This is a genomic window from Brachybacterium vulturis (genome assembly GCF_002407185.1).
In the GTDB taxonomy this organism is placed as follows: domain Bacteria; phylum Actinomycetota; class Actinomycetes; order Actinomycetales; family Dermabacteraceae; genus Brachybacterium; species Brachybacterium vulturis.
This window is the reverse complement of the sequence record NZ_CP023563.1, coordinates 741,609-765,356: the sequence shown is the minus strand read 5'-3', so window position 1 is coordinate 765,356 and position 23,748 is coordinate 741,609. Positions and strand designations below refer to the sequence as shown.

The window sequence follows — 23,748 nt, the reverse complement described above, 5'->3', positions numbered from 1 at the left end:
CCCCCGAGACTCCTGACCAGCGGCGAGACACGTAAAAGGCTTGCCCCGGTGGGGTCTGGACCCTACCGTCGGCCCCATGCGCTCCCCTGCACCGCGTACCGACGCCGCCCAGCCCCGTACCGCCCTGCTCACCGGCGTGGGCCGTCGCCGCGGGCTCGGCGCGGCGATCGCGCGCGGCCTCGCCGCCGACGGCTTCGATCTGGCCCTGAACTTCCACGCCCCCGACGACCGGCGCGTGCTCGGCGAGGAGGCCGACGTCGAGCTCCTCGCCGAGGAGCTGCGGTCCCTCGGATGCCGGGTGGAGCTGCTCCCCGGCGACCTCGAGGACCCCGCCGTGCCGCCGGCCCTCGTCACGGCCGCCCGGGAGGCGCTGGGCCCGCTCGGGGCGCTCGTGACCTGCCACTGCGAGGGGGTGGACTCCTCGATCCTGGACACCACGGTGGAGAGCTTCGACCGCCATTACGCGGTCAACGTGCGGGCCACCTGGCTGCTGCTGAAGTCCTTCGCGGAGCAGGTCGAGCCCGGCACGGACACCCCGGGTGGAGCGATGCTGGCGCTGACCAGCGACCACACTGCGCACAATCTCCCCTACGGCGCGACCAAGGGAGCGCTGGACCGCCTGGTGCTGGCGGGCACCCATGAGCTCGCCGACCGCGGGATCCGCACCAACGTGATCAATCCCGGCCCGATCGATACCGGCTGGATGGACGACGAGGTGCGTCAGGCCTGTGCGGCGCAGACCCCGGGTGGGGAGCTCGGTGGCCCGGACACGGTCGCGGACCTGGTGCGGTTCCTGCTCTCCGCGCAGGGTGCCTGGATCCGGGGGCAGCTGCTGCTGTCCAACGGCGGCTTCGCGACCCCGGCGGGCTGAGGCCCCGCCGCTCAGGCGTCGGGGCCGAGGCTCAGGCGTCGCCGGAGCCGACGGGGCCGTCCCCGGCGGCCTGCGCGCGGACGGTGCCGCAGCGCCAGCACGGCACGCTCGGGTCCTGCGCCCCGGCGCCCTCCGGCATCGCGCCGCACTCCGGGCACAGCTGATCGATCCAGCAGACCGCCTCGCCGGCGGCCTCGTCCGGGTCGATCTCCGGGTCCACCGCAGGCTCCTCGCGTCGCATCCTCCCGGTGCCGCGGGCGGCCCGGTCCCTGCTCACGACTGTACGCCGCGGGCGGGTTCGGCGCACCGGCGGCGTCCGTCGCCGGGGTCCGGGCGCCGGCTGCTCGCCTCGGAGGTGCTCAGTGCTCGGAGTCGGTGTGCTCCGGGTCGGTGCCGGTCCCGCCCTCGACCGGCGCGGAGGTCTTCGGTGCGAAGAGCAGGGAGGCGACGACCGCGACCCCCATCGAGACCACGATGACGGTCAGGGACAGCCAGATCGGCACCTCGGGGATCTTCTCCAGCACCGAGAAGCCGGGGATGAACTCGAGCGGGGACTCGTGGATCGCGTGGATCATCAGCTTGATGCCGATGAAGCCGAGGATCGCGGCGATGCCGTAGTGCAGGTAGGCCAGGCGCTCCAGCAGGCCGCCCAGCAGGAAGTACAGCTGGCGCAGACCCATCAGGGCGAACAGGTTCGCGGTGAAGACCAGGAAGGGGTTGCGGGTGACCGCGAAGATCGCCGGGATCGAGTCCAGCGCGAACATGACGTCGGTCAGACCGATGGTGATGAACACCAGCAGCATCGGGGTGAACAGGGTCTTCCCGTTCACGACGGTGCGCAGCTTGTTGCCGTCATAGCTCTCGGAGACGGGGAAGAACTTCCGCACGGTCCGAATGATGAAGGAGTCGCTGCCGTCGTCCTCCTCCTCGGCGGCCTGCTTCCAGGCGGTCCACAGCAGGAAGATCCCGAAGATGTAGAAGATCCAGGCGAAGTTGTTGATCAGCGCGGCACCCGCGACGATGAACAGCGCGCGGGCGATGAGCGCGATGATGATGCCCACCATCAGCACTTCCTGCTGGTACTTCTTCGGCACCGCGAACTTCCCCATGATCACGATGAAGACGAAGAGGTTGTCGATGCTCAGCGAGTACTCGAGCAGCCAGCCGGTGACGAACTCGGAGGCCGGCGCGATACCGCCCACGAAGAACAGCACCACCGCGAACACGATCGCCAGGCTCACGTAGAACCCGATCCACAGTGCGCACTCCTTCAGGGACGGCAGGTGCGGCCGCTTCAGGACCAACAGGAGGTCGACGAGCAGGATGACCACGAGCACGGCGAGTGCCGCGATCTCGAAGCCCAGGTTGAGTTGACCCATGCGAGTTCCTTCGGGTGGCGTGGACGATCTTCCCGTGCTGCCGGGACGGGCCGGTTCGTGCGGACCGGTGTCAGAGTACTAGGCGAGGATCCCGGAAACCTGGGGAGCGGTCACCGTCACAGCGAGCAGGGACACCGGCAGGAACGGCTCACCTCGCTCAGCTCCGCGCGCTGAGCACGCCGACGCTCCGCCAGGCGTCCGCGACGGCGGCGTGCTGCGGCGAACCCTCCCCGTGACGGACAGCGGCGACCTCGAGGGTCGCTGCGGCGAAGGTCGCGAAGTCGGCGTCCTTGGGCAGCCCGGGGCGGATCAGCGCCTCGTACCAGAGCGGGCCCGCGCCCTCCCACGACGCACCGCCGATCCCGGTCGCGGCCAGGTAGAACGCACGGTTGGGGATCCCGGAGTTGATGTGCACGCCGCCGTTGTCGTTCTCGGCCTCGTGCGGGAGGTCGGCGTAATCCGCCATCGAGGCGGGCTGCGGATCCTTCCCCAGCACCGGGTCGTCGTAGGCGGTCCCCGGCGCCTTCATCGAGCGCAGCGCGACACCCTGGACCCGATCGGTGAACAGACCCTCACCGATCAGCCAGTCGGCCTCCTGCGCGCTCTGGCCCCGCAGCCGCTGCTTCACCATCGCCCCGAAGCAGTCCGCGATCGACTCGTGCAGCGCGCCGGGCTGGGCGACGTAGATCAGCCCGGCGGTGAACTGCACGACCCCGTGGGTGAGCTCGTGCCCGATCACGTCCACCGCGTTGGTGAAGGACTGGAAGTACACCCCGTCGCCGTCACCGAAGATCATCTGCTCGCCGTCCCAGAAGGCGTTCTGGAAGTCCTGGCCGTAGTGCACGGTGGCGATCAGCGCCATGCCCTCGTCGTCGAGCGAGTTGCGGGAGAAGGCCTGGTGGTACAGCTCCCAGGTGGCGCCGAGGCCGTCGTAGGCCTCGTCCACCGACTCGTCCCCGCCGGGGGCCTGCCCCTCCTCGCGCACCAGCACCCCGGGCAGGGTCGTGCCCTGCTGCGCGTCGAAGACGCTGCGGCGGGGCGCGGAGTCCGGGCTCGCGGACGGTGCGGCCGTCCCGTCCCCGGCCGGGACTCCCTGGAGGCGCTGCTGCAGGTGCGGCGGGATCAGCCCGGTGCCCGTCCCGGGGTGTCCGGGGCGGCGGGTGCGCGCGGCCCGGACCTCCCGGTTCCCGGCGACGCGCTGTCCGGCCTCGAGGGTCCGTGCGGCGGCGGTGGCCTGGCCATCCTCGCCGGCGCGGGCGATCTGCTGCAGCAGGTGCGGGGGGACGATCCCGCAGACCGGGGGTGGGGCGTCGCTCTCGTGGGGTCCTGCGTCTGTGCTCCGGGCGCCGTTGCTCATGGCTCCAGCATGGCCCCGGCCACCGACGAGCGGAAGCCCTGCCCGCCCCACCTCCGGCTCAGGCGAGCCGGCCGGTGACCTCCTCGACCGCGGCCAGCACGGTCCTATCCAGCAGCCGTGCCTCGGCCTCGGCGATGTCCGGGGCCAGGAAGCGGTCCGGGCCGGGGCCCTCGACGGTGCGGCGCAGCACGGCGATCGCGGCGGCGCTCGGGGCCGAGGGGGCCAGCGGGCTCCGCAGGTCGATCGCGCGGGCGGCGGTGAGCAGCTCGATCGCGAGCACGCGGCGCAGGTTCTCCACGCTGGTGCGCAGCTTGCGGGCGGCGTGCCAGCCCATCGAGACGTGGTCCTCCTGCATCGCGGAGGAGGGGATGGAGTCCACGCTCGCCGGCACCGCGAGGCGCTTCATGTCCGAGACCAGGCCGGCCTGGGTGTACTGGGCGATCATGAAGCCGGAGTCCACGCCGGGGTCGTCGGCCAGGAACGGCGGCAGCCCGTGGGAGCGGGTCTTGTCGAGCATCCGGTCGGTGCGGCGCTCCGCGATCGAGGCGAGGTCTGCGGAGACCACGGCCAGGAAGTCCAGCACGTACGCAACGGGCGCGCCGTGGAAGTTGCCGTTGGAGGTGACGGTCCCGTCCTCGAGCACGACGGGGTTGTCGATCGCGGCGGTGAGTTCCCGCTCGGCGACCGTGCGGGCATGCTCGATGGTGTCGCGCACCCCGCCGGCGACCTGCGGGGCGCAGCGCAGCGAGTAGGCGTCCTGCACGCGCGAGCCCTCGGCGGCGACGTCGGCGATGATCGGGGACCCGGCGAGCAGGGCGAAGATGTTCGCGGCCGAGGCCTCCTGGCCCGGGTGGGGCCGCAGCGGGGCGTGCAGCTCGGGCCGGAACACGGAGTCCCGCCCGCGCAGGCCCTGCACGGACAGGGCCGTGGTGAGGTCGGCGGTGCGCACCAGGTCGTCGAGGTCGGCGATCGCCAACAGCAGCATGCCGAGCATGCCGTCGGTGCCGTTGATCAGCGCGAGCCCCTCCTTCTCCTCGAGCAGCACCGGCTCGATCCCGGCCTCGGCGAGCAGCTCGGGCACGGGGCGCTCCACCCCGTCGCGGTCGCGGGCACGGCCCTCGCCCATCAGCACGATCGCGCAGTGCGAGAGCGGGGCGAGATCGCCGGAGCAGCCCAGGGAGCCGTACTCGTGGACGATCGGGGTGATCTGGGCGTTCAGCAGCGCGAGGATCGTCTCGACCACGACGGGACGCACCCCGGTGCGGCCGGAGGCGAGGGTGCGGGCGCGCAGCAGCATCAGGGCGCGCACCACCTCGGTCTCCACCTCCGGGCCGGCTCCGGCCGCGTGCGAGCGGATCAGCGAGCGCTGCAGGGCGTGGCGCATGCTGGGCGGGATCGCGGTGTCCGCGAGGGCGCCGAATCCGGTGGAGACGCCGTAGACGGGGGTGTCCCCGGCGGCGAGCGCATCGATGTGCGCGCGCACCGAGGCGACCTGCTCCCGGGCGGCGGGGTCGAGCTCGACGCGTGCCCGATGGCGGGCGACGGCGAGGACGTCGGCGGCGGTCAGGCCGGAGCTGGAGAGGGTGACGGGGCTGAGCATGGGGAGCCTTTCTGGGTTTCGGGGTCAGAGGGGGCAGTGCCGGTGGCCGGTTACAGCAGCAGGTGCGCCAGCGGGGCGGCGATCAGGATGGTCAGGACCACCCGGATGAACCACAGCACCACCATGTGCACGACGGAGACCGGGATGCGGGTGGCCAGGATCGAGGGCACCAGCGCGGAGAAGAACACTATCTGGGAGACGGCGGTGACGCCGACGGTGAAGCGCAGCACCTCGGACTCGTGGCCGGCGACCACGGTGGCAGGCAGGAACATCTCCGCGATGCCCACCGAGACCGCCTTGCCGGCCAGGGCCGGGTCCGGCAGCTGTACGAGGTACGCGACCGGAACGAACAGCCAGCCGATCACGTCGAAGACCGGCGTATAGGTGGCCAGCAGCAGGCCGATCAGGCCGACGGAGAGGATCGAGGGGACGATCGCCGAGGCCATCAGCACACCGTCCTTGAAGGTGGCCCAGCTGCCGCGCCCGATGCCGGGGGCATTGGCCAGCGCACGCATCGCCTCGTCCCAGGCCTGCCGGAGACGGTGGCCGCGGGAGGCCGGCTCCGGCGAATGCTCGACGCCCTCGTAGGGCACGTCCGGCACCCGGCTCAGCGGCGGGATCCGCACCGTGATCGCGGTGACCGCGAAGGTGACCGCAAGGGTGAGGAAGAAGTACAGCGTCCAGTGATGCATCAGGTCGAGGGTGCTGGCCACGATCACCATGAAGGTCGCCGAGACGGTGGAGAAACCGGTCGCGATGATCGCGGCCTCCTTGCCGGTGTAGCGGCCCTCGCGGTAGACGCGGTCGGTGATCAGCAGCGCCAGCGAGTAGGAGCCCACGAAGGAGGCGACGGCATCGACCGCGGCACGGCCGGGCACCTTCCACACCGGGCGCATGATCGGCTGGACCAGCACACCGATGAACTCCATCAGCCCGTAGTTGATCAGCAGCGCCAGGAACACGGCGCCGACGGGGACCAGCATCCCCACCGGGATCCCCAGCTTCTCCCACAGGAAGGGGCCGATGTCCGGATTGCCGAGCGGGCCCGGATAGAAGCCGGCCGCCGCGCAGACCGCGACCACCAGGCCCACGATGTTCAGCAGAGCGAAGACGGTGCGCAGCGCGGACTGCCTCCAGCTGCCGGTGACGAAGGGGCGCACGGTCCCCAGCAGCACCAGGCAGACCACCACCCAGGGCACGGCCGGTCCCAGCATCCACATCACGAAGGTCAGCGCATGGTCCACCAGGATGGTGGACTCCCCACCGATCTCGACGGTGCCGAAGAACATCGCCAGGCCGATCGCGCTGTAGACGAAGAACCGCCAGCGATTCCCGGGCATCGGGCGTATCTCGATGCCGGTGGTGTTGCGGCGGGCGGCGGCGCCGTCGAAACCGGGGTCATGGGCAGCATCGGACGTCGTCATCGACGGTCTCCTCTGGTCAGGACTGCGGGGGTGGGGGACGGGACGAGGTGGTGGCGGCAGGAGGGCGTCAGGCCCCCGCGGCCGGGGACCGTTCGAGACCGTGACGCCACACCCGGTGGGTGAGCGGCATGCCGGGCCGGTAGGCGAGGTGGATCGCGGCGGGGGCGTCGAGCACATGCAGGTCGGCGCGGGCGCCGATCCCGAGGTGGCCGACGTCGGTGCGGCGCAGGGCGAGCGCCCCGCCGCGGGTGGCGGCGCGGATCGCCTCGGCCAGCGAGAGATGCATCTGCAGCACGGCGGTGGTGACGCAGAAGCTCATCGCGCTGGTGAAGCTGGTGCCGGGGTTGCAGTTCGAGGCGATCGCGACGGCGGCGCCGGCGTCCAGCAGGTCCCGGGCCGGCGCCAGCGGGGCGCGGGTGGAGAGGTCGCAGGCCGGCAGCACGGTGGCGACCGTCGGACCGGCGTCCACGGCCAGGAGTCCGGGCCGGTCACCCGGCGCGGTGGCGCGGGCCGCGGTCGCGGCGAGCGCCTCGATGTCGGCGGCGGCGAGATGGTTCACGTGGTCCACGCTCGCGGCCCCGAGCTCGGCGGCCAGCGCGACGCCGCCCGAGCGGCCCAGCTGATTGCCGTGCACGCGCAGGCCGAGGCCGGCGTCGGCACCGGCGCGCAGCACCCGCGCGGACTGCTCCGGATCGAAAGCACCCTGCTCGCAGAAGACGTCGATCCAGCGCACGTGCGGGGCGACGGCGGTGAGCATCTCCCCGGTCACCAGGTCGACGTAGTCGTCCGCATCCGGCCGGCCGTCCCGGCCGTCGAACTCACGCGGCACCAGATGGGCGCCCAGGAAGGTCGCCTCGTCGAGCTCCTCCTCCTGCACCAGTGCGGAGGCGAGCGCGGCGGCGCGGAGCTCGTCCGCGACGGTGAGCCCGTACCCGGTCTTGGTCTCCAGGCAGGTGGTGCCGCCGGCGACCGCCTCCGTGATCCGGCCGCGGACCAGCTCGCGCAGGTGCTCCTCGGAGGCGGAGCGGGTGGCCTCGGTGGTGACGCCGATGCCGCCGGCGCTGTAGGACTGCCCGGCCATCCGCGCCTCGAACTCGGCGGTACGGTCGCCGTCGAAGACGAGGTGGGAGTGGGAGTCGACCCAGCCGGGCAGCACGGCCCGGCCGCCGAGGTCCACGGCGGCGTCGGCCGACGGGGCCTCCCTCGCAGGACCGGTCCAGGCGATCCGCCCGTCCTCGATGACCAGGGCGGCGTCGTGCCGCACCTGCTCGTCGGTGGTGTCGCCGGGGCGTGCGCGATCATCCAGCGCGGGATCCAGGGTCCACAGCTCGCTGATGCCGGAGATCAGGGTGCTCGTCATGCCCCGAGGCTACGGGCTGCGATCACCCTCGCCCAGAGGCCCTGACGGTCGTGTGTCCGGGATGCCGGACGGTGGTGCGGGGGTCGATGCGGCCCCTCAGAGCCACCCGATCCGGTCGCCGATCCCGATGCCCTCGAACACGCCCTTCTCCTCGGTGCGGCCGACGGTGGTGCGGCCGAAGGTCTCCTGGTACTCCTCATAGCTCATCGTCACGTTCTTCGGGGCGTTCGGGTCCCCCGCGGCCCAGGGGTTGGTCACCGTGACGGTGCCCGCCTCGGTGTCCACGGAGGACACCGTGTAGGCGTGGTTGCCGACGATCTGGTCATGGCTGGGATCGTCGATCCCCCCGGTGTCGGCGTTGACGAGATGGCCGCGGTCGAGCTGCTCGGCGAGCTCATCGATGTCGAGGGAATCGTAGGCATCGGCGCCCTGACCGGTGAGGGTCTCCATCGCGTCCTCGGGGAACCCGCCGTCGATGTCGACGCCCCGGGCGTCCAGGTGCATCGCATAGGCGCGCTCGTAGAGGCTGTAGACGGACTGGTCGCCGTCGGCGCCGCGCACCCCGCCCTCCTGGACGGACTCGACCTGGTAGACGATCGGGTCGCCGTCCTCGTCGAACATCGTGACCTCGTAGACGCCCGGCTCGACCTCCTCCACGTGCTCGCGCAGGAAGTCCGGATCGCGCTGGGCGAGGGACTGCAGGGAGGACAGCAGATAGCAGTCGCCGATGCTGCCCTGGGCGGAGTCGTCGGGGTCCAGCGCCTCGTCGTCCTCGGGGATGTCCTCGTCCGCCGGATCCGTGCCCTCGACATCGCCCGGGTCCTTCACCGTCCCTGCCTCGTCGCCGTCGGGACCCGCGGCGCCGTCGCCCCCGCCGAGCCCGTCGACCGAGGAGACCAGGTCCTGCTCGTCCGCGTGCTCGAGGAGCTCCTCGCTGCGGCGATCGATGCTCTCCAGCACCGTCCCCGCCTCGGCAAGGCGCGACTCCGCCGTGGTGCGGAAGTCCTCGGCGTCGGGCCCGGTCCAGGTGACGGAGCGGACCGTGGAGCCGAGTGCGGAGATCCTCTCGCGCAGCGTTCTCGTCCCGGTGCGCATCGCCTGCGCGTGGGCACGGACCATATCGGTGTCGGCGCCGAGCTCGATCATCGCCCGCCGTCCTCGTCGGCAGTGCGGACGGTGACCAGCACCCGTCCCCGGCCCGTCGGAGCGGGCCCGTCCTCCGGCCGCGACGGCGGCGGCACCTCGTCCAGGCGGAGGCTCACGCCGTCCCCCACCTCGGCGGTCTCGCCGAGCTCGATCCGCACCAGCTGCGAGTCGTCGCCGCTGCGGACGATCACCTTGGCGTAGGACTCCCCCGTCTCCCCCGAGAACCCCTTGATCGCGAGCTGCAGAGCCCGCCAGGGCGTCACCGCCCCCAGCGCTATCGCCACCTGCTCCTCGGTCGCCATGGTCCGCCCCTCACCTCATCGTCCAGCTGTCGTGGGACGAGTCTGTCGCGGCAGAGCCGTCCCGTCGATGGGCAGTGCTCCCCATCGGAGCGACGCGCCGCACGCTCCGCCCTCTGGAACACTGAGGCCATCGAACACCGTCCGGACGAACTCAGGAGCCGCGATGACCCTCAGGACCTCCCACGGCGCCACGGCGACCGCCACCACCGATCCGGCCCGAGGACGCGCGGCGCGAGCGCTGACCCTTCTCGTCGGTGCCGCGCTGCTCGCGGGCTGCGGAGTGCTCGGTGGCGGCTCCGGCGACGACCCCGCACTGCTCGTGCAGGGGACCACGGAGGTGCAGCTCGCCGTCGGCGAGACCGCCCAGGTCTCCCTCGGTGAGGGCAGCCAGGGCATCGGGGACGACTGGGGCGTCATCTCGCAGACCGACGCCACCGTCGCCGAGGCGAGCGTCGTCATGGACGAGGAGGTGTTCGGCACCGACGAGGGGCAGGACGCCCCCGGGGCGTCGATGCCCTACGCCGTGGAGCTGACCGGCCGGCAGCCCGGGACCACCACGGTGCGGGTGCTGTACTGCACCCGCACCGAGATCGCCGAGGACTGCGACCAGAGCCAGGGGACCCTCGATGCTCCCGTCGCCCCGGTGGAGATCACCGTCGTCGTGGAGTGAGCCGGCGGCCCCGGGGGATCAGTCCCGCCGCACCGGGGTCATCGGCACCCGCACCCCGCGCTCGTGAGCGACCTCGTCGGCCCGGGAGTAGCCGGCATCGACGTGGCGGATCACGCCCATGGCGGGATCGTTGGTCAGCAGGCGCTCGAGCTTCTGCCGGGCGAGCTCGGTGCCGTCGGCCAGGCCCACCTGGCCGGCGTGGATCGAGCGGCCGATGCCGACGCCGCCGCCGTGGTGGATCGAGACCCAGCTGGCACCCGAGGAGGTGGAGGTCAGGGCGTTCAGCAGCGGCCAGTCGGCGATCGCGTCGGAGCCGTCCAGCATGGATTCGGTCTCCCGGTACGGGGAGGCGACGGAGCCGGAGTCGAGGTGGTCACGGCCGATGACGATCGGGGCCTTGACCTTCCCGTCGCGCACGAGGTCGTTGAAGAGCATCCCGGCCTGATGGCGCTCGCCGTAGCCGAGCCAGCAGATGCGGGCCGGCAGGCCCTCGAACTCGACGAACTCGTCCGCGGCGTCGAGCCAGCGGTGCAGGTGCTCGTTCTCGGGGAACAGCTCCTTCAGCGCCGCATCGGTGACCGCGATGTCCTCGGGATCACCGGACAGCGCCACCCAGCGGAACGGGCCGAGGCCCTCGCAGAACAGGGGGCGGATGTAGGCGGGCACGAAGCCGGGGAACTCGAAGGCGCGGTCGTAGCCGGCGTGGCGGGCCTCGTCACGGATCGAGTTGCCGTAGTCGAACACCTCGGCGCCGGCGTCCTGGAACTCGACCATGGCCTGGACCTGGCGGGCCATCGCCTCACGAGACTTCTTGGTGAAGCCCTCGGCGTCGGCCGCCGCCTCGCGCTGCCACTGCTCGACGGTGATCTCGGTGGGCAGGTAGCTCAGCGGGTCGTGGGCGCTGGTCTGGTCGGTGACCACGTCGATGTGCAGATCGCCGGCCCGGTGACGCTCGAGCAGAGCGGGGAAGACGTCCGCCGCGTTGCCGACGATGCCGATCGAGAGGCCCTTCTCCTCGGCCTTGGCGGCGTTCGCGCGGGCGATCGCATCCTCGAGGTCGTCGGCGATCTCGTGGCAGTAGCGCTTGGCGACCCGGCGCTCGAGGCGGGCGCGATCCACCTCCACGATCAGGCAGACACCGCCGTTGAGGGTGACGGCCAGCGGCTGGGCGCCGCCCATGCCGCCGCAGCCGCCGGTCAGGGTGATGGTGCCGGCCAGCGTGCCGCCGAAGCGCTTGGCGGCGACGGCCGCGAAGGTCTCAAAGGTGCCCTGGAGGATGCCCTGGGTGGCGATGTAGATCCAGGACCCGGCGGTCATCTGGCCGTACATCATCAGGCCCTCGGCCTCGAGCCTGCGGAACTCGGGCCAGGTCGCCCAGTCGCCGACGAGGTTGGAGTTGGCCAGCAGCACGCGGGGCGCCCACTCGTGGGTGCGCAGCACGCCGACCGGCTTGCCGGACTGGACCAGCAGGGTCTCGTCGTCCTCGAGGTCCCGCAGGGTCTCGACGATGGCGTCGAAGGCCTCCCAGGAGCGGGCGGCGCGCCCGGTCCCGCCGTAGACGACGAGATCGTCCGGGCGCTCGGCGACCTCGGGGTCGAGGTTGTTCATCAGCATGCGCAGCGGGGCCTCGGTCTGCCAGGACTTCGCGCTGAGGGTGGTGCCGCGGGCGGCACGGACGGGGCGGGCTCCGGGGAGGGACATCTCTGGCTCCTGGGGTCGGGGGCGGCGGGATGGTCCCAGCACACCACCGCCGCCAGGGCGGGTCGAGGGCCTCGAGGCCGCTTGTGTCCGGCATCCCGGACTCACGGCGCCCGCGTCGGCGAGGGCGCGGAGGTGCCGACGCGGGCGACGGCGGGTCAGACGAAGGTCGCGGACGCCTCGTCGAGCCGAGCCACCTGCTCGTCGGTCAGCTGCAGGGCGGCCGCGGCGAAGAGCTGATCCAGCTGCGCAAGGGACGTCGCGGCCGTGATCGGCGCGGTGATCTTGGCGTGCGCGGACGCCCAGGCCAGCGCCACCGAGGCGGGGTCGGTGCCGTGTGCGGCCGCGACGTCGTCCAGCACATCCAAGACCCCCAGGCCGGCCGGAGTGAGGTAGCTCTTGGCGGCCCCGCCGCGGGCGCGACCCTCGGTATCGGCCTCGGTGCGGTACTTGCCGCTGAGGAACCCGCCGGCGAGCACCTGGTAGGCGAAGACGGACATGCCGTGTCGCTCTGCGGTGGCGGCGAGCTCCTTCTCGTACTGGCGAGCGACGAGGGAGTACTGCGGCTGGAGGGCGACGGGCGCGGCGAAGCCGTTCTCCGCCGCGACCCGGAACCACTCGTCGATGGCCTGCGGGGAGAAGTTGGACAGCGCGACGGCGCGCACCTTGCCCTCGGTCACGAGCCGGTCGAAGGCGGCCGCGCTCTCCACGATCGGCGTCCGGTCATCCTGGAAGTGCGCGTAGTACAGGTCGATGTGATCGGTCTGCAGGCGGCGCAGCGATCCCTCGACGCCGCGGGCGATCGTCTCCGGTGCGAGGCCCTGCAGGTCCGGCCTCCCGGAGACCTTGGTCGCGATGACGACGTCGTCGCGATTCCGCCGCGCGGCGAGCCACTGGCCGATCACCGACTCCGACTCACCGCCGGAATTGCCCGGCACCCAGAAGGAGTACTGGTCCGCGGTGTCGAGGAGGCTGCCGCCGCGCTCGAGGAAACCGTCCAGGACGGTGTGGAACTCCTGCGGCGCGGCCGGGTCGATGAACGTGTTGGTCCCCAGGACCAGCGGATGGATGCTCAGCTCGGAGTCTCCGAGGCGGACGGTGGTGGTCGACGGCGCAGACATACAGCCCTTTCCTCGTCGTGGTGGACGCCAGCCCGTGCGAGCGCCCATCCTGGTCAACGAAGAACGCCCCTCGCAAATTCCCTCCTCCGCACCGCTGCGGACCGCGGGTCCCGCCGAGCGGCCGGACCGGGCACGGCTCTCGGCGTGCCGGAGCGGTCACCGGCCCGTCGCCGGGTTCTCCGGACGGCGCCCGCCGAGCCTGCGGGCGATCTCCTCGGCCGCGACGCGCACCGCGGCCGTGCAGCGGTCCCGCTCCGCCGGCGAGGTCCGCGACTCCTCGAAGGTGAGCGCCACCGCGGCCACGGGCCATCCGGCGTGGTCGTGCACCACCGCCGCCACCGAGGCCAGCTCCTCGGTGACCTCCCCGGTCTCCTGGGCGACCCCCTCGGCCCGCACCCGGGTCAGCAGCTCGCGCAGGCCCTTGGGGCTCTCCGGTCCCGGCACGGCCGTGCGCGCGGTGAAGTCCTCCCGGGTGCCGAACAGGGCGCGCAGCTGGGCGGGCGGGAGCTCGGCGAGGATCGCACGACCGCTCGCGGTGAGATGGGCGGAGATCCGCACGCCGACGTCCGTGACGAGGCTGGGCCGGTTCCGGGCCCGTTCCTCGATCACGTAGAGCACGTCCCGGCCGTGCAGCACCGCGAGGTGGCCCGACTCCCCGACCTCGTCGACCATGGCCTCGATCACGCGCCGACCGATCCGGGCCAGCGGCTCCTGGCGCAGGTAGGCGCCGGAGAGCTCCTGCGCGGCGGGTCCCAGCCCGTACAGCCGCTCCGGCTCCAGGTGCATCACGTAACCGTGCTCCACGAGCGTGGCGAGCAGATCGTAGGTGCGTGAGCGGGGCAGACCGAGCTGCTCGGCGATCCGCGCGGCGGGGACCGGGGAACGGCGGGAGGCGAGAAAGGTGAGCAGCCGCAGTGTCGCGTCGGCCGCCGGGACCTTCGGGGTCGTCATGTCGGACAAGGATGCCATCCTCGCGCGCTCAGCGGTCGGCGCTGTCCGCCGCCGGTGCCTGCGCGCGCCCTTCGCGTTGGACGGCGCGCTCCTCGGTGACCAGCTCCCAGGTGCGGATCAGGCGCGGGAGGGTGAGCATCACCAGACCGCCGGCCATGTTCAACGGGATCACCCACGCGAACCAGATCAGCCACTCGAGGTAGGTGGTCCCGGCGCCGGCGTGCATCGCCCCGAAGATCACCGCCGAGCTGAGCGCCCCGTGGAGCATCCCCAGGCCCACCACCAGCAGACCGGAGATGAGAGAGTTCGCGAGCGTGGCGATCCCCTCCTTCGACCCCTGGTTCATGCGGGTGACCAGGGTGATCGTGAACCCGGCGAGCACCGCGAGGGATGCCGTCTCGAGGGTCAGGCCCTTCTCCATGTAGCCCGTGGTGGTCTCGATCAGCTCGTCGTCGAAGCGGGGGAAGGCGGCGACCACGAACCAGGTGAACGCCCAGCCTCCGGCGAGGTTGGTGACCAGCGTCGTCACCCACAGCCGCAGCAGCTGCCACCAGGTGCCGTGCCCGGCGACGATCGCGTTGATCGGCACCAGGAAGTCCTCCGTGAACAGCTCCGAGTGTGCGAGCCGCAGCGCGTACAGGCCGATGCCGAAGGCGAGACCGCCGAGCAGCTTCGACCCCGTCGCATCCAGCACCGCGAGCATCGCCAGCAGCCCCAGGCCCACGTCGATCCCGCCGAACAGCCCGGTGATGATCAGGGCCCTCCAGGTGCGGTGCAGGCGGGCCGCACCCTCGCTGACGGTGTTCTCGAACTCCCCGGCCAGGGCATCCTCGACCGGTTCTTCGCTGGCGCCGAGCCGACGCCTCTCCTGCGCCCGGACGTGCCGCTCTCGCTGGGTCATCGGGTCTCCCTCTGTCGGGTCGGCTGGGCCCGGTCGGGCGATGAGCCCGCCACCGCGGCACCGTCGGACCGGCGCACCTCCGGGTGTCCGGCGGACCGGACCGGCGCGCTCTCGCGGCGGGCCCGGCCACCCGGGCCGGGTGCCATGATGGGCGAACCTACCCCCTTCGCGCCCCGACGAGGAGTCCCGATGCCGAACTCTCCCGACAGCAGCACCGCCTGGCACGGACGGCACGACGGCGAGGGCCCGGAGCACGCACGCTGGCACCAGGCGGTGCAGGTGGTCACCGGTCCGCGGGACGCCGCGGCGGATCCTGCCTCCGAGCACGTGAGCCTGCTCGGCTTCCGTTCCGAGGAGGGGGTGCGTCGCAATCGCGGCCGGGTCGGGGCGGCCGAAGGGCCCGCAGCGCTGCGGCGTGCCCTCTCGCCGCTGGCCCTGCACGGCCCGCTCGCCCGCGGCGAGGTGGGGCTCCACGATCTCGGGGACGCCGAGACCGTCGGCGAGGACCTCGAGGGCGGGCAGGCCGCGGCCGCGGCGCTGACCTCCGCCGCCCTGGATCGGGCCGGCTCCCGCCTGACGGTGGTGCTCGGCGGCGGCCACGAGACGGCCTGGTCCTCCTACCTCGGGCTGATGGGCTCCGGGCTCGGGCCCCGGGCGGGGCAGCGCTGGGGGGTGCTGAACCTCGACGCCCACTTCGACCTGCGCGAGGAGCCGCGCCCCACCTCCGGCACCCCCTTCGCCCAGATGGCCGCGGCGGAGCAGGAGGTGGGCCGCGAGCTGCGCTACGCCGTGCTCGGGATCGCGGAGTCCTCGAACACGGGGGCGCTGCTGGCGAAGGCCGAGCAGCTCGGGGTGCGGTGGTGGACCGACGAGCAGTGCCTCGCCGCGGGCGCCGCCGGGATCACGCGCTTCGTCGAGGAGTTCGCCGCGGAGCTGGACGTCCTCTACCTGACCATCGACCTCGACGTGCTGCCCGCCGCAACCGCCCCGGGGGTCTCGGCGCCGGCCGCCTACGGGGTGCCGCTGCCGCTGATCGCCGCCGCCGTGCGCGCCGCCGCCGACAGCGGGAAGCTGGCCCTGCTGGACGTGGTGGAGCTGAACCCCTCCCTCGACCTCGACGGCCGCACCGCCCGCGCCGCCGCCCGCCTCATCGACGACGCCGTGCGCCGGGTGGCCGGTCCCGCACGCTGAGCCACGATGCGCCCGGTCACCGGCAGAGCCCCTCACCGCGGCATCGTCCTCAGCCCAGCAGCGTCTGGACCAGCGTCACCGCGGCCACTCCCCCGAGCAGGGCGGAGAACGCCAGCGTGAGCGTGGAGGGTCGTGCCTTCGCCGAGAGCGGGCCGCCGAGCATGCCGCCGACGGCGGAGCCGGCCGCGAAGATCAGCGTAGTCACCCAGTCCACCTGCACCTCGGTGCCCACCCGGGCCAGCAGGCTGGCGGCGGTGGCAACCACCATGACCAGCAGGCTGGTGCCCGAGGCGCGGCGCATCGCCAGGCCCAGCGCGATCACCAGCATCGGCACCACGATGAAGCCGCCGCCCACGCCGAAGAAGCCGGTGAGGAACCCGGTGAGGGTCGCGGCGCCGATCACCAGCGGCAGGCGCGGTGCGGCGGGAGCCGCGGGCGAGAGCGGAACCTCGGGCTCGCCGTGGTGATGGCGGATCCCGTCGGCCCCGTCGACCATGTCGGGCCCGGGCTGGTCGAGCACCGGATCGTCGTGAGTGGCGACGGGCTCGGCGTCCTCCTGGCCGGCGGGGTCGTGCGCGGCGGGGTCGTGCGCGGCGGAGTCCTCGGCGAGCGCCTGCTCGGCCTCGGCCCGCTCCTCGGCGCGCGTGCGCAGGGCGCGACGCAGCATCGCGACCGCCACCGCCACCAGCATCACCCCGAACAGGGTCAGCAGCAGCTGCGAGGGCACCAGGGCGGAGAGACGGGAGCCGACCACCGCCCCCACCACGGACACTCCCGCGAACACGAGGCCGTTGCGCCAGTCGACATTCTTCCGGCGGGCATGGTGCGGCAGGCTCGCCAAGGCCGTGATCAGCACGATGACCAGGCTGGATGCGGTCGCAGAGTGGACGGGCATGCCGAGCAGGAACACCAGCACGGGCACGGCGAGGATGCCGCCGCCCGCGCCGAGGGCGCCCACCACGATCCCCACGCCGATGCCCACGACGATGGCGAGCAGTACGAGATCCATGAGGTGTCCTTCATCAGCGGGGCGGCCGGGCGCGGCGGCCCGGGGACGTGCCCCGCGGCCGGGGAACCGGTGGGGACGCCGGACGATCGTACCGAGCCGGCGGTCGCCGCGGCGGCAGCGGCCGCTCGATAGGATCGGAGCCCCCACGGACAGGAGCGACGATGGCCCCGAACCGGCCCGATCGGCCCCCGGCGCTGCTGGATCCCGTCTCGCCCGAGATGGGAGACCAGCTGGTCGAGGCCTGGCGCACCGGCGCCATGGTCCCGCCCGCGATGCTCTCCGGTCCGGTGCGGGTCGAGCTCGCGGGTGTCGGCGAGCGCTTCGCCGCCTGGCGGGTGATCCCCGACGAGCGCGCGCCCCTGATCGTGCGGATCCCGCACATCGCCCCGGACGAGCTGCACCAGGACCTCGACCGGGAGATCGCGGCGCTGACCATGCTCCCGCCGGGGGTGGGCCCGGCACCGATCGCGGTCCATGCCGAGGCGGGGACCAGCGCGCTGGGACACCCCTACGTGGTGACCACCGAGGTCCCCGGCACCGCGGTCGCGCCGGGCGCCTGGACCGAGGCGCATCTGCGCTCCCACGCCGAGCACCTGGCGCGGCTGCATGCGGTCCCCGCCCCGGGTCGTGGTGCGGTGAGCCCGGGCCCGGAGCCGTGGGCGGCCGGGCCGCAGCGGCTGCTGCCGGAGGTCGAGGGCGAGGTCGCGTCCTGGCAGGCGCAGCACGGGACTGCGATCCGGGAGCATGGCCTGTCGCCGTTGCTGGAGGCCGCCCTCGAGACGGTGGCATCGGTGGAGGGGCAGATCCGGCGGCTGGACGGCTTCGTGCTCGCCCACGGGGATCTGTGCGCGACCAACATCATGTGGGACGGGCGGGACGCCGGGACCGATCGGCCACGGGTGCGGTTCATCGACTTCGAGTGGGCTCAGGGGGACGACCCCGCCCGGGATCTCTCCTCCCTCGGCGGCACCGTCCACGGCGGCCCCTGGTACGTGCCGATGACCGAGGAGCAGGTGGCGGGATTCGTCGACGTCTACGTGCGGGCCCGCGGCGTGCACGGCGAGGTGCCGGACTCGGTGGCCGATGTCGCCTCGCTGCGGGAGCGGATGCGGGCGTGGACCGCGTATGAGCGCACCGCGATGCTGGTGCACGTCGCCGCCCGCGCCGCCACCGGCGCCTCGCACCGGCGGGTGCTGCCGGTGCTGCGGGACACCCTGGCCGCGGCCCTCGGCGTCGGCTCCTGAGACCCGCGACCGCACCCCGTCCGGGCACCCGACCGTGCCGCACGACACGGCAAGTGGCACCGCTCGCGCAGACTCTGCGTACGGTGGGCCCATGAACGACTTCGTGAAGAATGCCGACAGCGCCCCCACCGGGTACCTCGCGGCCGAGGCCGCTGGACTCCGATGGCTCGCAGAGCCGCAGGTCGTACCCATGGTCGAGGTGCTCGAGGAGGAGAAGAAGACGCTGCGCCTGGCACGTCTGGAGACGGTGCCGCCGACCGCGGAGGCCGCCCGCGAGCTGGGCCGCGGCCTGGCCCGGCTGCACGACGCCGGGGCGCCCTCCTTCGGCTGGACCCCGGCCGACGGCGCCTGGTTCGGACCGCTGGAGAGCCCCTTCGCCGTCCCGAACACGCCGAACGCGGACTTCGCCGGGTACTGGGCCGACGATCGGCTGCGGCCGCTCGCCGACAACGTCACCCGCACCCTCGGCGCCGACGGCCACGACACCGTGGACGAGGCGATCGATATCATCGCCGACGGCGCCTTCGACGGCGTCAGCGGGCAGGGCGAGGAGCAGCCGGCCCGCGTCCACGGCGATCTGTGGTCCGGCAACCTGCTGTGGACCGCGGACGGCGCGACCCTCATCGACCCGGCCGCCCACGGCGGGCACCGGCTCGAGGACCTCGCGATGCTCTCCCTGTTCGGGGCACCGTTCCTGGACGAGATCTTCGAGGGCTACGAGGCCGAGCACCCCCTGCCCGGGGACTGGCAGCAGGATCTCCCCGCCCACCTGTTCTTCGGTCTGCTCGCGCACGTGCGGATCTTCGGCGAGGCGTACGTGGACCAGACCATCGCCACCGCCGAGTCGATCATCGATCGCGCCGACCAGCTGGGGTTCTGAGCGCCGCCGCACGTCGGATCATCCGTGGAGAGTTCGTGCGCGGAAGGGGCGGGTCCTGCTGTGGCGCCGGGAAATGCGTGGGCGATCGTCTAGGTTGCCTGCATGGCCCGCCCTGCCCCGCTGCGACACCTCCCGGCCCCCGGTGTCGTCGCGGCCGCGCTGGTCCTCGCGGGATTCGCCGTGCTGCTGGTGGTAGGGGTCTGGGCGAGCCGGCTCGGGGCTCCCCCGGAGTGGTCCTTCGACTGCAACGACACGACCTGCATCGACCTATGGGCTGAGGCGCGACGCCGCTATCTGGGGGTCACGGTCCTCGCGGGAATCGTGGTGCTGCTCGGTGCCGTGCTCGGCTCCCTGGCAGTGCCGCGGTCACCCGTGCCGCGACGGAGCACTCCCGGTCCGGGAGCACCCCTCGCCCGCCGGGCTCAGGCAGCGTCCCCGGCGCTCCTGCGCCTGGTCGCCCTGATGCTCCTGGCCGCCGCGCTGCTGTGGGTCGCGGGCTGGGCGGCTCTCGCACTCTCCCGCCCGTCCGCTCTGGCAGTGGCCCTGGCAGCGCTGCTGCTCGCGGTGTTCGCGGCGTGGCGGTGGCTGCGGCCCGGTGCGGAGAGCGACCGCGGGGCCTGCTGGGTCGCGGCGGTGGGGACCATGGCTCCGGTGGCCGTGGGTGCCCTGATGCTGACGAATCCGGTGGTGCTGCTGGGCACGGTGCTGCTGATCGGCTCGCCGCTGCTGGGGGTGCCGGCGATCGCCGGGGTGCTCCTGGGTGGGACCGCGCTGATGGGCCGGCTCCTCCCCCGCATCGGAGAGCCGGGCCACGCCGTTCCCGCAGCGGTTCCACCCGCGGTCCCGGCACGCGTCACCGGCGACGACGCCGTCGAGAACGGACCCGCGCCTCGGCGGGCGAGCCGCCCCATGACCATCGCCGCCGTCATGGTCATCACGGTGCTCGCTGTGGTGATCGCTCGTCCGGTCCCGGCTCCGCCCGCCGATGCCTGGCTGTACACCGACACCGCCGAGGGCGTCGGCACGGGGGCCGACGCCACGGCCCCGGAGCGCACATCGGCGGCTCCGGCGCCGGAGGCCGGTTCCGGCCGGACGGGCGGCGCCGTGCCACCGTCCGAGGAGGACACCGCCCCGGCTGCCCCCGTCCTCGAGGCCGCAGGACTGCCGAGCTGCTCGCCGGAGTCGCTGCGGCTCGTCGCCGCCGGCTGGGACAGCGTGAGCGGCGACTCGGCGGTCACGCTGCGGGCGACCAATATCGGCACCGTCCCCTGCGCCCTGCAGGGCGCGCCGCGCCTGACGCTGGACCAGGGCGGCGAGGAGATCGCGCTGCGACCCGAGCCGCTCGCCCACCTCGCCCCCGCGGTGCGGGCGGCCGACGGGATCGGACTGGCCCCGGGGGACACCGCCCGCTCGCGCCTGTATTGGCCGGGCTACCGCACCGCCGCCGATCAGCGGACCCCTCAGCAGCTGACGGTGCGGATCGGCGCGTCCGAGGGGGCATCACCCGTCGCGTTCGCCCCGACACCGTCCGGGCATGATCCCGGCCCCGCCCCCTTCGACCTGAAGGCCGGGGTGGAGGGCGGGGCCGTGATCGAGGTGGGTCCGTGGGAGACGGACCCGGGGTCAGCGGGCTGAGGGGTGCCGGTTCAGTGGTCGTGGCCCTCGTGGTCGTCGTCGTCGTGGTCGCCGGGCGTGATCTCGTACTCACCGGACGCCGTCCCGGTGGTCACCTGGATCTCGTGCGGGACGACGGGCAGCTCGAGCTCGCGGTAGATCTCGCCACTGGCGATGTCGACCATGGAGAGGGCCTTCGCCTGCGGGTCGACGACGAAGGCGGTGCCGTCGGCGACGGCCATCATCGGGGCGGGGCTCTGCCACTGCTCGGGTTCGGTCCACTCCCCCGTCACCGGGACCTCGTGGAGCATCCCGCCGGTCTCGGGGTCCAGGATGTTCAGCTCGCCGTCCGTGGTCAGCACCAGGGCCTCGCCGTCCGGGCCGCGGTCCAGGGAGCGGAACCAGTACTCCGAGCCCAGGTCGACGATCTGCATCGAGTCATCGCGGGTGTCGATCAGCGCGATCTCGGTGGGCCGCTCCTTCCCGTCGGCGGGATCGGCCTGGACCTTGTGGTCCGCGAGCACGATCGGTGAGTCCTCATGCCCCTGCTGGTTTCCGGAGCGCTGGTAGTCGCCCTCGACCTGGACCTTGTGGAACTCGCCGTCGCGGTAGATCACGGGACCGTTCTCGCAGCCCAGGCTGATCACGTCCCCGGTCTCGGTGGGCCGGGCGGCGGCCTCGCCGTGCACGCCCGGGCAGTCGGTGGTCTCGGCGGTGACGTTCCCCTCGGCGTCGCGCACCTGGACGGTGCTGCGGGCCTCCTCGGTGCCCTGGGTCAGCAGCAGCCCGCCCTCGGTGAGCGGCACCGCCACCCCGTGGTGCGGGGCATCCGTGGCCGTCTCCTCGAGCACCTCGAGCTCGCCCTCGCCGAGGGTCGCGGGGTCGATGACCGTGATCGCGCCGGTGCCGTCGGCGAACAGCGCGGTGCGGCCGCCGTGGGGGACCACGTGCCCGGGGTGCGGGGCGGGGACGGAGAGGTCGGTGAGGACGGGGGCCTGCACGTAGTAGTGGAAATGGTCGCCGTGGCCCTGGGCGAGCAGCCCGGTGTCGTACATGGTGATCGCGTCGGCCGCACTGACGGCGATGTGCCGGCCGTCGCCCGCGGGATTCAGGCGCACGTACCCCTCGAGCTCGGCGCTGCCGAGGGTCGCCCCGTCGGCGGAATCGAGGGTGGTCACCCCGCCCTCGTGGGCGAGCACGATCCGCGGCGTCAGCGCGCCGACCTCGGTGCGATCGGAGGTCGGGGCGGCCTCGCCGCCGTCCGAGGAGTCGCCGGCGGCGCCGCCCGTCGAACCGCCGCAGCCCGAGAGCGCGAGCAGACCCGCACCGAGGAGCACGGCGGCGCGCCGCTTCATGACAATCGTTCTCATTAGATGCATGCGGAGAGACTACCAGTTGTTGAGAACTCTTCTCGCCAAGGGGTGGGTGCGCACGACGAGGGCCCCTCCGGACCATCCTCGCCCGGCGGGCGGAACAGCGCCCCGGAAGGGCCCTCGTGCACGCACCGGTCGTCGCCGGCGCGAAGCCGTCGGCTCAGATCACGCCGAAGGCGATCATCGCGTCGGCCACCTTGCGGAAGCCCGCCACGTTGGCGCCGACCACGTAGTCACCGGGCCGCCCGACCTCGTCGGCGGTCTCCAGGCAGCGGGCGTGGATGCCCCGCATGATCTCGGTGAGGCGCTGCTCGGTGTGCTCGAAGCTCCAGGCATCCCGGCTGGCGTTCTGCTGCATCTCGAGCGCGCTGGTGGCGACACCGCCGGCGTTCGCGGCCTTGCCGGGGCCGAAGGCGACATCGGCGGCGCGGAAGACGGACACGGCCTCCGGGGTGCAGGGCATGTTCGCGCCCTCGGACACGGCCAGCACCCCGTTCTTGACCAGGGTGCGCGCCGCCTCGATGTCGAGCTCGTTCTGGGTGGCGCCGGGCAGGGCGATGTCCACCGGGACGTCCCAGACGCTGCCACCGTTGACGAAGCGGGCTCCGCCGCCGCGGCGCTCGGCGTACTCGTGGATGCGGCCGCGCTCGACCTCCTTGATCTGCTGCAGCAGGGCGAGATCGATCCCGTTCTCGTCCACGACGTAGCCGGAGGAGTCCGAGGCCGTGACCGGGATGCCGCCGAGCTGTGCGACCTTCTCGATCGCATAGAGCGCGACATTGCCGGAACCGGAGACGGCCACGCGACGGCCGTCGACGGAGGAGCCGCGGGCCTTGAGCATCTCGTCGGCGAAGATGGCCGCGCCGTAGCCGGTGGCCTCCTTGCGCACCAGGGAGCCGCCCCAGTCCAGGCCCTTGCCGGTGAGCACGCCGGCCTCGTAGCGGTTGGTCAGGCGCTTGTACTGACCGAAGAGATACCCGATCTCGCGGGCGCCCACACCGATGTCGCCGGCGGGGACATCGGTGTACTCGCCCATGTGGCGGTGCAGCTCGGTCATGAAGGACTGGCAGAAGCGCATGACCTCGCCGTCGCTGCGACCGTGCGGATCGAAGTCGGAGCCGCCCTTGCCGCCGCCGATGGGCAGGCCGGTGAGGGAGTTCTTGAAGATCTGCTCGAATCCGAGGAACTTCACGATGCCGACGTTCACCGAGGGATGGAACCGCAGGCCGCCCTTGTAGGGGCCGAGCGCGGAGTTGTACTCGACGCGGTAGCCGCGGTTGATCTGCACGGAGCCCTGGTCGTCGACCCACGGGACCCGGAAGATGATCTGCCGCTCCGGCTCGCACAGACGCATCAGGATGCTGTGGTCCTGGTACTCGGGATGACGATCCTGGATGGCCTCCAGCGACTCGAACACCTCCCGGACAGCCTGTTGGAACTCGGGTTCTCCGGGGTTGCGGCGGAGAACCTGGTCGTAGGTCGCCTGGAGCGTCGAGTCGAGCATCGCGGTCCTTTCAGGGGGCCCGGGGCCCCGAGTCACGGGGGTCTCCGCGGAGACGGAGGTCATGGCGCCGACCAGAGTACGCGGGAGCTCCCGCGGGAGCACGGGACGTTCGATGCGTGAGCATGCAGGGCGGTGTCCGGCCATGCACCTGCG

21 protein-coding genes are annotated in these 23,748 nt (G+C 72.7%); 6 read left to right on the top strand and 15 right to left on the bottom strand.

Annotated features, from left to right (window positions below; all coding sequences use genetic code 11):
• Nucleotides 1-76: 76 nt before the first annotated feature.
• On the top strand, nt 77-871 hold the full coding sequence (locus CFK38_RS03375) for an SDR family oxidoreductase (protein WP_096801807.1): 795 nt from the start codon (nt 77-79) through the stop codon (nt 869-871).
• A 31-nt stretch (nt 872-902) separates the two neighbouring features.
• On the opposite strand, the gene CFK38_RS03370 is transcribed toward CFK38_RS03375, so the two are convergent.
• The 8 genes from CFK38_RS03370 to CFK38_RS03335 form a co-directional block, all read right to left on the bottom strand.
• On the bottom strand, nt 903-1,091 hold the full coding sequence (locus tag CFK38_RS03370; RefSeq protein WP_096801806.1) for a hypothetical protein: 189 nt from the start codon (nt 1,089-1,091) through the stop codon (nt 903-905).
• Nucleotides 1,092-1,230: 139 nt separating this feature from the next.
• Nucleotides 1,231-2,250, bottom strand: coding sequence for a TerC family protein (locus CFK38_RS03365; RefSeq protein ID WP_096801805.1), 1,020 nt, complete (start codon nt 2,248-2,250; stop codon nt 1,231-1,233).
• A gap of 157 nt (nt 2,251-2,407) precedes the next feature.
• On the bottom strand, nt 2,408-3,607 hold the full coding sequence (locus CFK38_RS03360) for a M4 family metallopeptidase (protein ID WP_096801804.1): 1,200 nt from the start codon (nt 3,605-3,607) through the stop codon (nt 2,408-2,410).
• Between the two features lie 58 nt (nt 3,608-3,665).
• Nucleotides 3,666-5,207, bottom strand: a complete 1,542-nt coding sequence (gene hutH / locus CFK38_RS03355; protein WP_096801803.1) for a histidine ammonia-lyase — start codon at nt 5,205-5,207, stop codon at nt 3,666-3,668.
• 50 nt (nt 5,208-5,257) lie between these two features.
• Nucleotides 5,258-6,631 (bottom strand): YjiH family protein, encoded by a 1,374-nt coding sequence (locus tag CFK38_RS03350; RefSeq protein WP_096801802.1) that lies wholly within the window; start codon nt 6,629-6,631, stop codon nt 5,258-5,260.
• A gap of 67 nt (nt 6,632-6,698) precedes the next feature.
• Nucleotides 6,699-7,991, bottom strand: coding sequence for an imidazolonepropionase (hutI, locus tag CFK38_RS03345; protein ID WP_096801801.1), 1,293 nt, complete (start codon nt 7,989-7,991; stop codon nt 6,699-6,701).
• Between the two features lie 96 nt (nt 7,992-8,087).
• Nucleotides 8,088-9,137 carry a C2 family cysteine protease gene (locus CFK38_RS03340; RefSeq protein ID WP_096801800.1) on the bottom strand — a complete coding sequence of 350 codons (1,050 nt, stop codon included), beginning with the start codon at nt 9,135-9,137 and terminating at the stop codon, nt 8,088-8,090.
• A complete protein-coding gene (locus CFK38_RS03335; protein ID WP_096801799.1) occupies nt 9,134-9,439 on the bottom strand; it encodes a hypothetical protein in 306 nt (101 codons plus the stop codon). Before CFK38_RS03335 ends, CFK38_RS03340 begins: the two co-directional genes overlap by 4 nt.
• Nucleotides 9,440-9,602: 163 nt before the next feature.
• On the opposite strand from CFK38_RS03335, the gene CFK38_RS03330 reads away from it, so the two are divergent.
• A complete protein-coding gene (locus tag CFK38_RS03330) occupies nt 9,603-10,109 on the top strand; it encodes a hypothetical protein (protein WP_096801798.1) in 507 nt (168 codons plus the stop codon).
• An 18-nt stretch (nt 10,110-10,127) separates the two neighbouring features.
• Here the strand turns inward: CFK38_RS03330 and hutU are convergent, their stop codons facing one another.
• The 4 genes from hutU to CFK38_RS03310 form a co-directional block, all read right to left on the bottom strand.
• A complete protein-coding gene (hutU, locus tag CFK38_RS03325; protein ID WP_096801797.1) occupies nt 10,128-11,810 on the bottom strand; it encodes a urocanate hydratase in 1,683 nt (560 codons plus the stop codon).
• A 155-nt stretch (nt 11,811-11,965) separates the two neighbouring features.
• Entirely contained in the window at nt 11,966-12,928 is a 963-nt protein-coding gene (locus CFK38_RS03320; protein WP_096801796.1) for an aldo/keto reductase, read from the bottom strand.
• 156 nt (nt 12,929-13,084) lie between these two features.
• On the bottom strand, nt 13,085-13,879 hold the full coding sequence (locus CFK38_RS03315; protein ID WP_157773333.1) for an IclR family transcriptional regulator: 795 nt from the start codon (nt 13,877-13,879) through the stop codon (nt 13,085-13,087).
• 28 nt (nt 13,880-13,907) lie between these two features.
• Nucleotides 13,908-14,780, bottom strand: coding sequence for a formate/nitrite transporter family protein (locus tag CFK38_RS03310; protein WP_096801794.1), 873 nt, complete (start codon nt 14,778-14,780; stop codon nt 13,908-13,910).
• Nucleotides 14,781-14,969: 189 nt separating this feature from the next.
• On the opposite strand from CFK38_RS03310, the gene hutG reads away from it, so the two are divergent.
• Complete coding sequence (hutG, locus tag CFK38_RS03305; protein WP_096801793.1) at nt 14,970-15,971, top strand: formimidoylglutamase; 1,002 nt, start codon at nt 14,970-14,972, stop codon at nt 15,969-15,971.
• 49 nt (nt 15,972-16,020) lie between these two features.
• Here hutG and CFK38_RS03300 read toward each other — a convergent pair whose 3' ends face one another.
• Nucleotides 16,021-16,980 (bottom strand): sulfite exporter TauE/SafE family protein, encoded by a 960-nt coding sequence (locus CFK38_RS03300; RefSeq protein ID WP_096801792.1) that lies wholly within the window; start codon nt 16,978-16,980, stop codon nt 16,021-16,023.
• A 161-nt stretch (nt 16,981-17,141) separates the two neighbouring features.
• On the opposite strand from CFK38_RS03300, the gene CFK38_RS03295 reads away from it, so the two are divergent.
• The 3 genes from CFK38_RS03295 (at nt 17,142) to CFK38_RS03285 (ending at nt 20,739) form a co-directional block, all read left to right on the top strand.
• Nucleotides 17,142-18,224 (top strand): phosphotransferase family protein, encoded by a 1,083-nt coding sequence (locus CFK38_RS03295; RefSeq protein ID WP_096801791.1) that lies wholly within the window; start codon nt 17,142-17,144, stop codon nt 18,222-18,224.
• Nucleotides 18,225-18,315: 91 nt separating this feature from the next.
• A complete protein-coding gene (locus CFK38_RS03290) occupies nt 18,316-19,104 on the top strand; it encodes a fructosamine kinase family protein (protein WP_096801790.1) in 789 nt (262 codons plus the stop codon).
• A 102-nt stretch (nt 19,105-19,206) separates the two neighbouring features.
• Nucleotides 19,207-20,739: a DUF4232 domain-containing protein gene (locus CFK38_RS03285; protein ID WP_096801789.1), complete on the top strand. Its 1,533-nt coding sequence runs from the start codon at nt 19,207-19,209 to the stop codon at nt 20,737-20,739.
• A gap of 11 nt (nt 20,740-20,750) precedes the next feature.
• Here the strand turns inward: CFK38_RS03285 and CFK38_RS03280 are convergent, their stop codons facing one another.
• Together CFK38_RS03280 and gdhA are read right to left on the bottom strand one after the other, a co-directional pair.
• A complete protein-coding gene (locus CFK38_RS03280; protein ID WP_096801788.1) occupies nt 20,751-22,073 on the bottom strand; it encodes a hypothetical protein in 1,323 nt (440 codons plus the stop codon).
• A gap of 178 nt (nt 22,074-22,251) precedes the next feature.
• Nucleotides 22,252-23,595: an NADP-specific glutamate dehydrogenase gene (gene gdhA, locus CFK38_RS03275; protein WP_096801787.1), complete on the bottom strand. Its 1,344-nt coding sequence runs from the start codon at nt 23,593-23,595 to the stop codon at nt 22,252-22,254.
• Between the last annotated feature and the right edge of the window lie 153 nt (nt 23,596-23,748).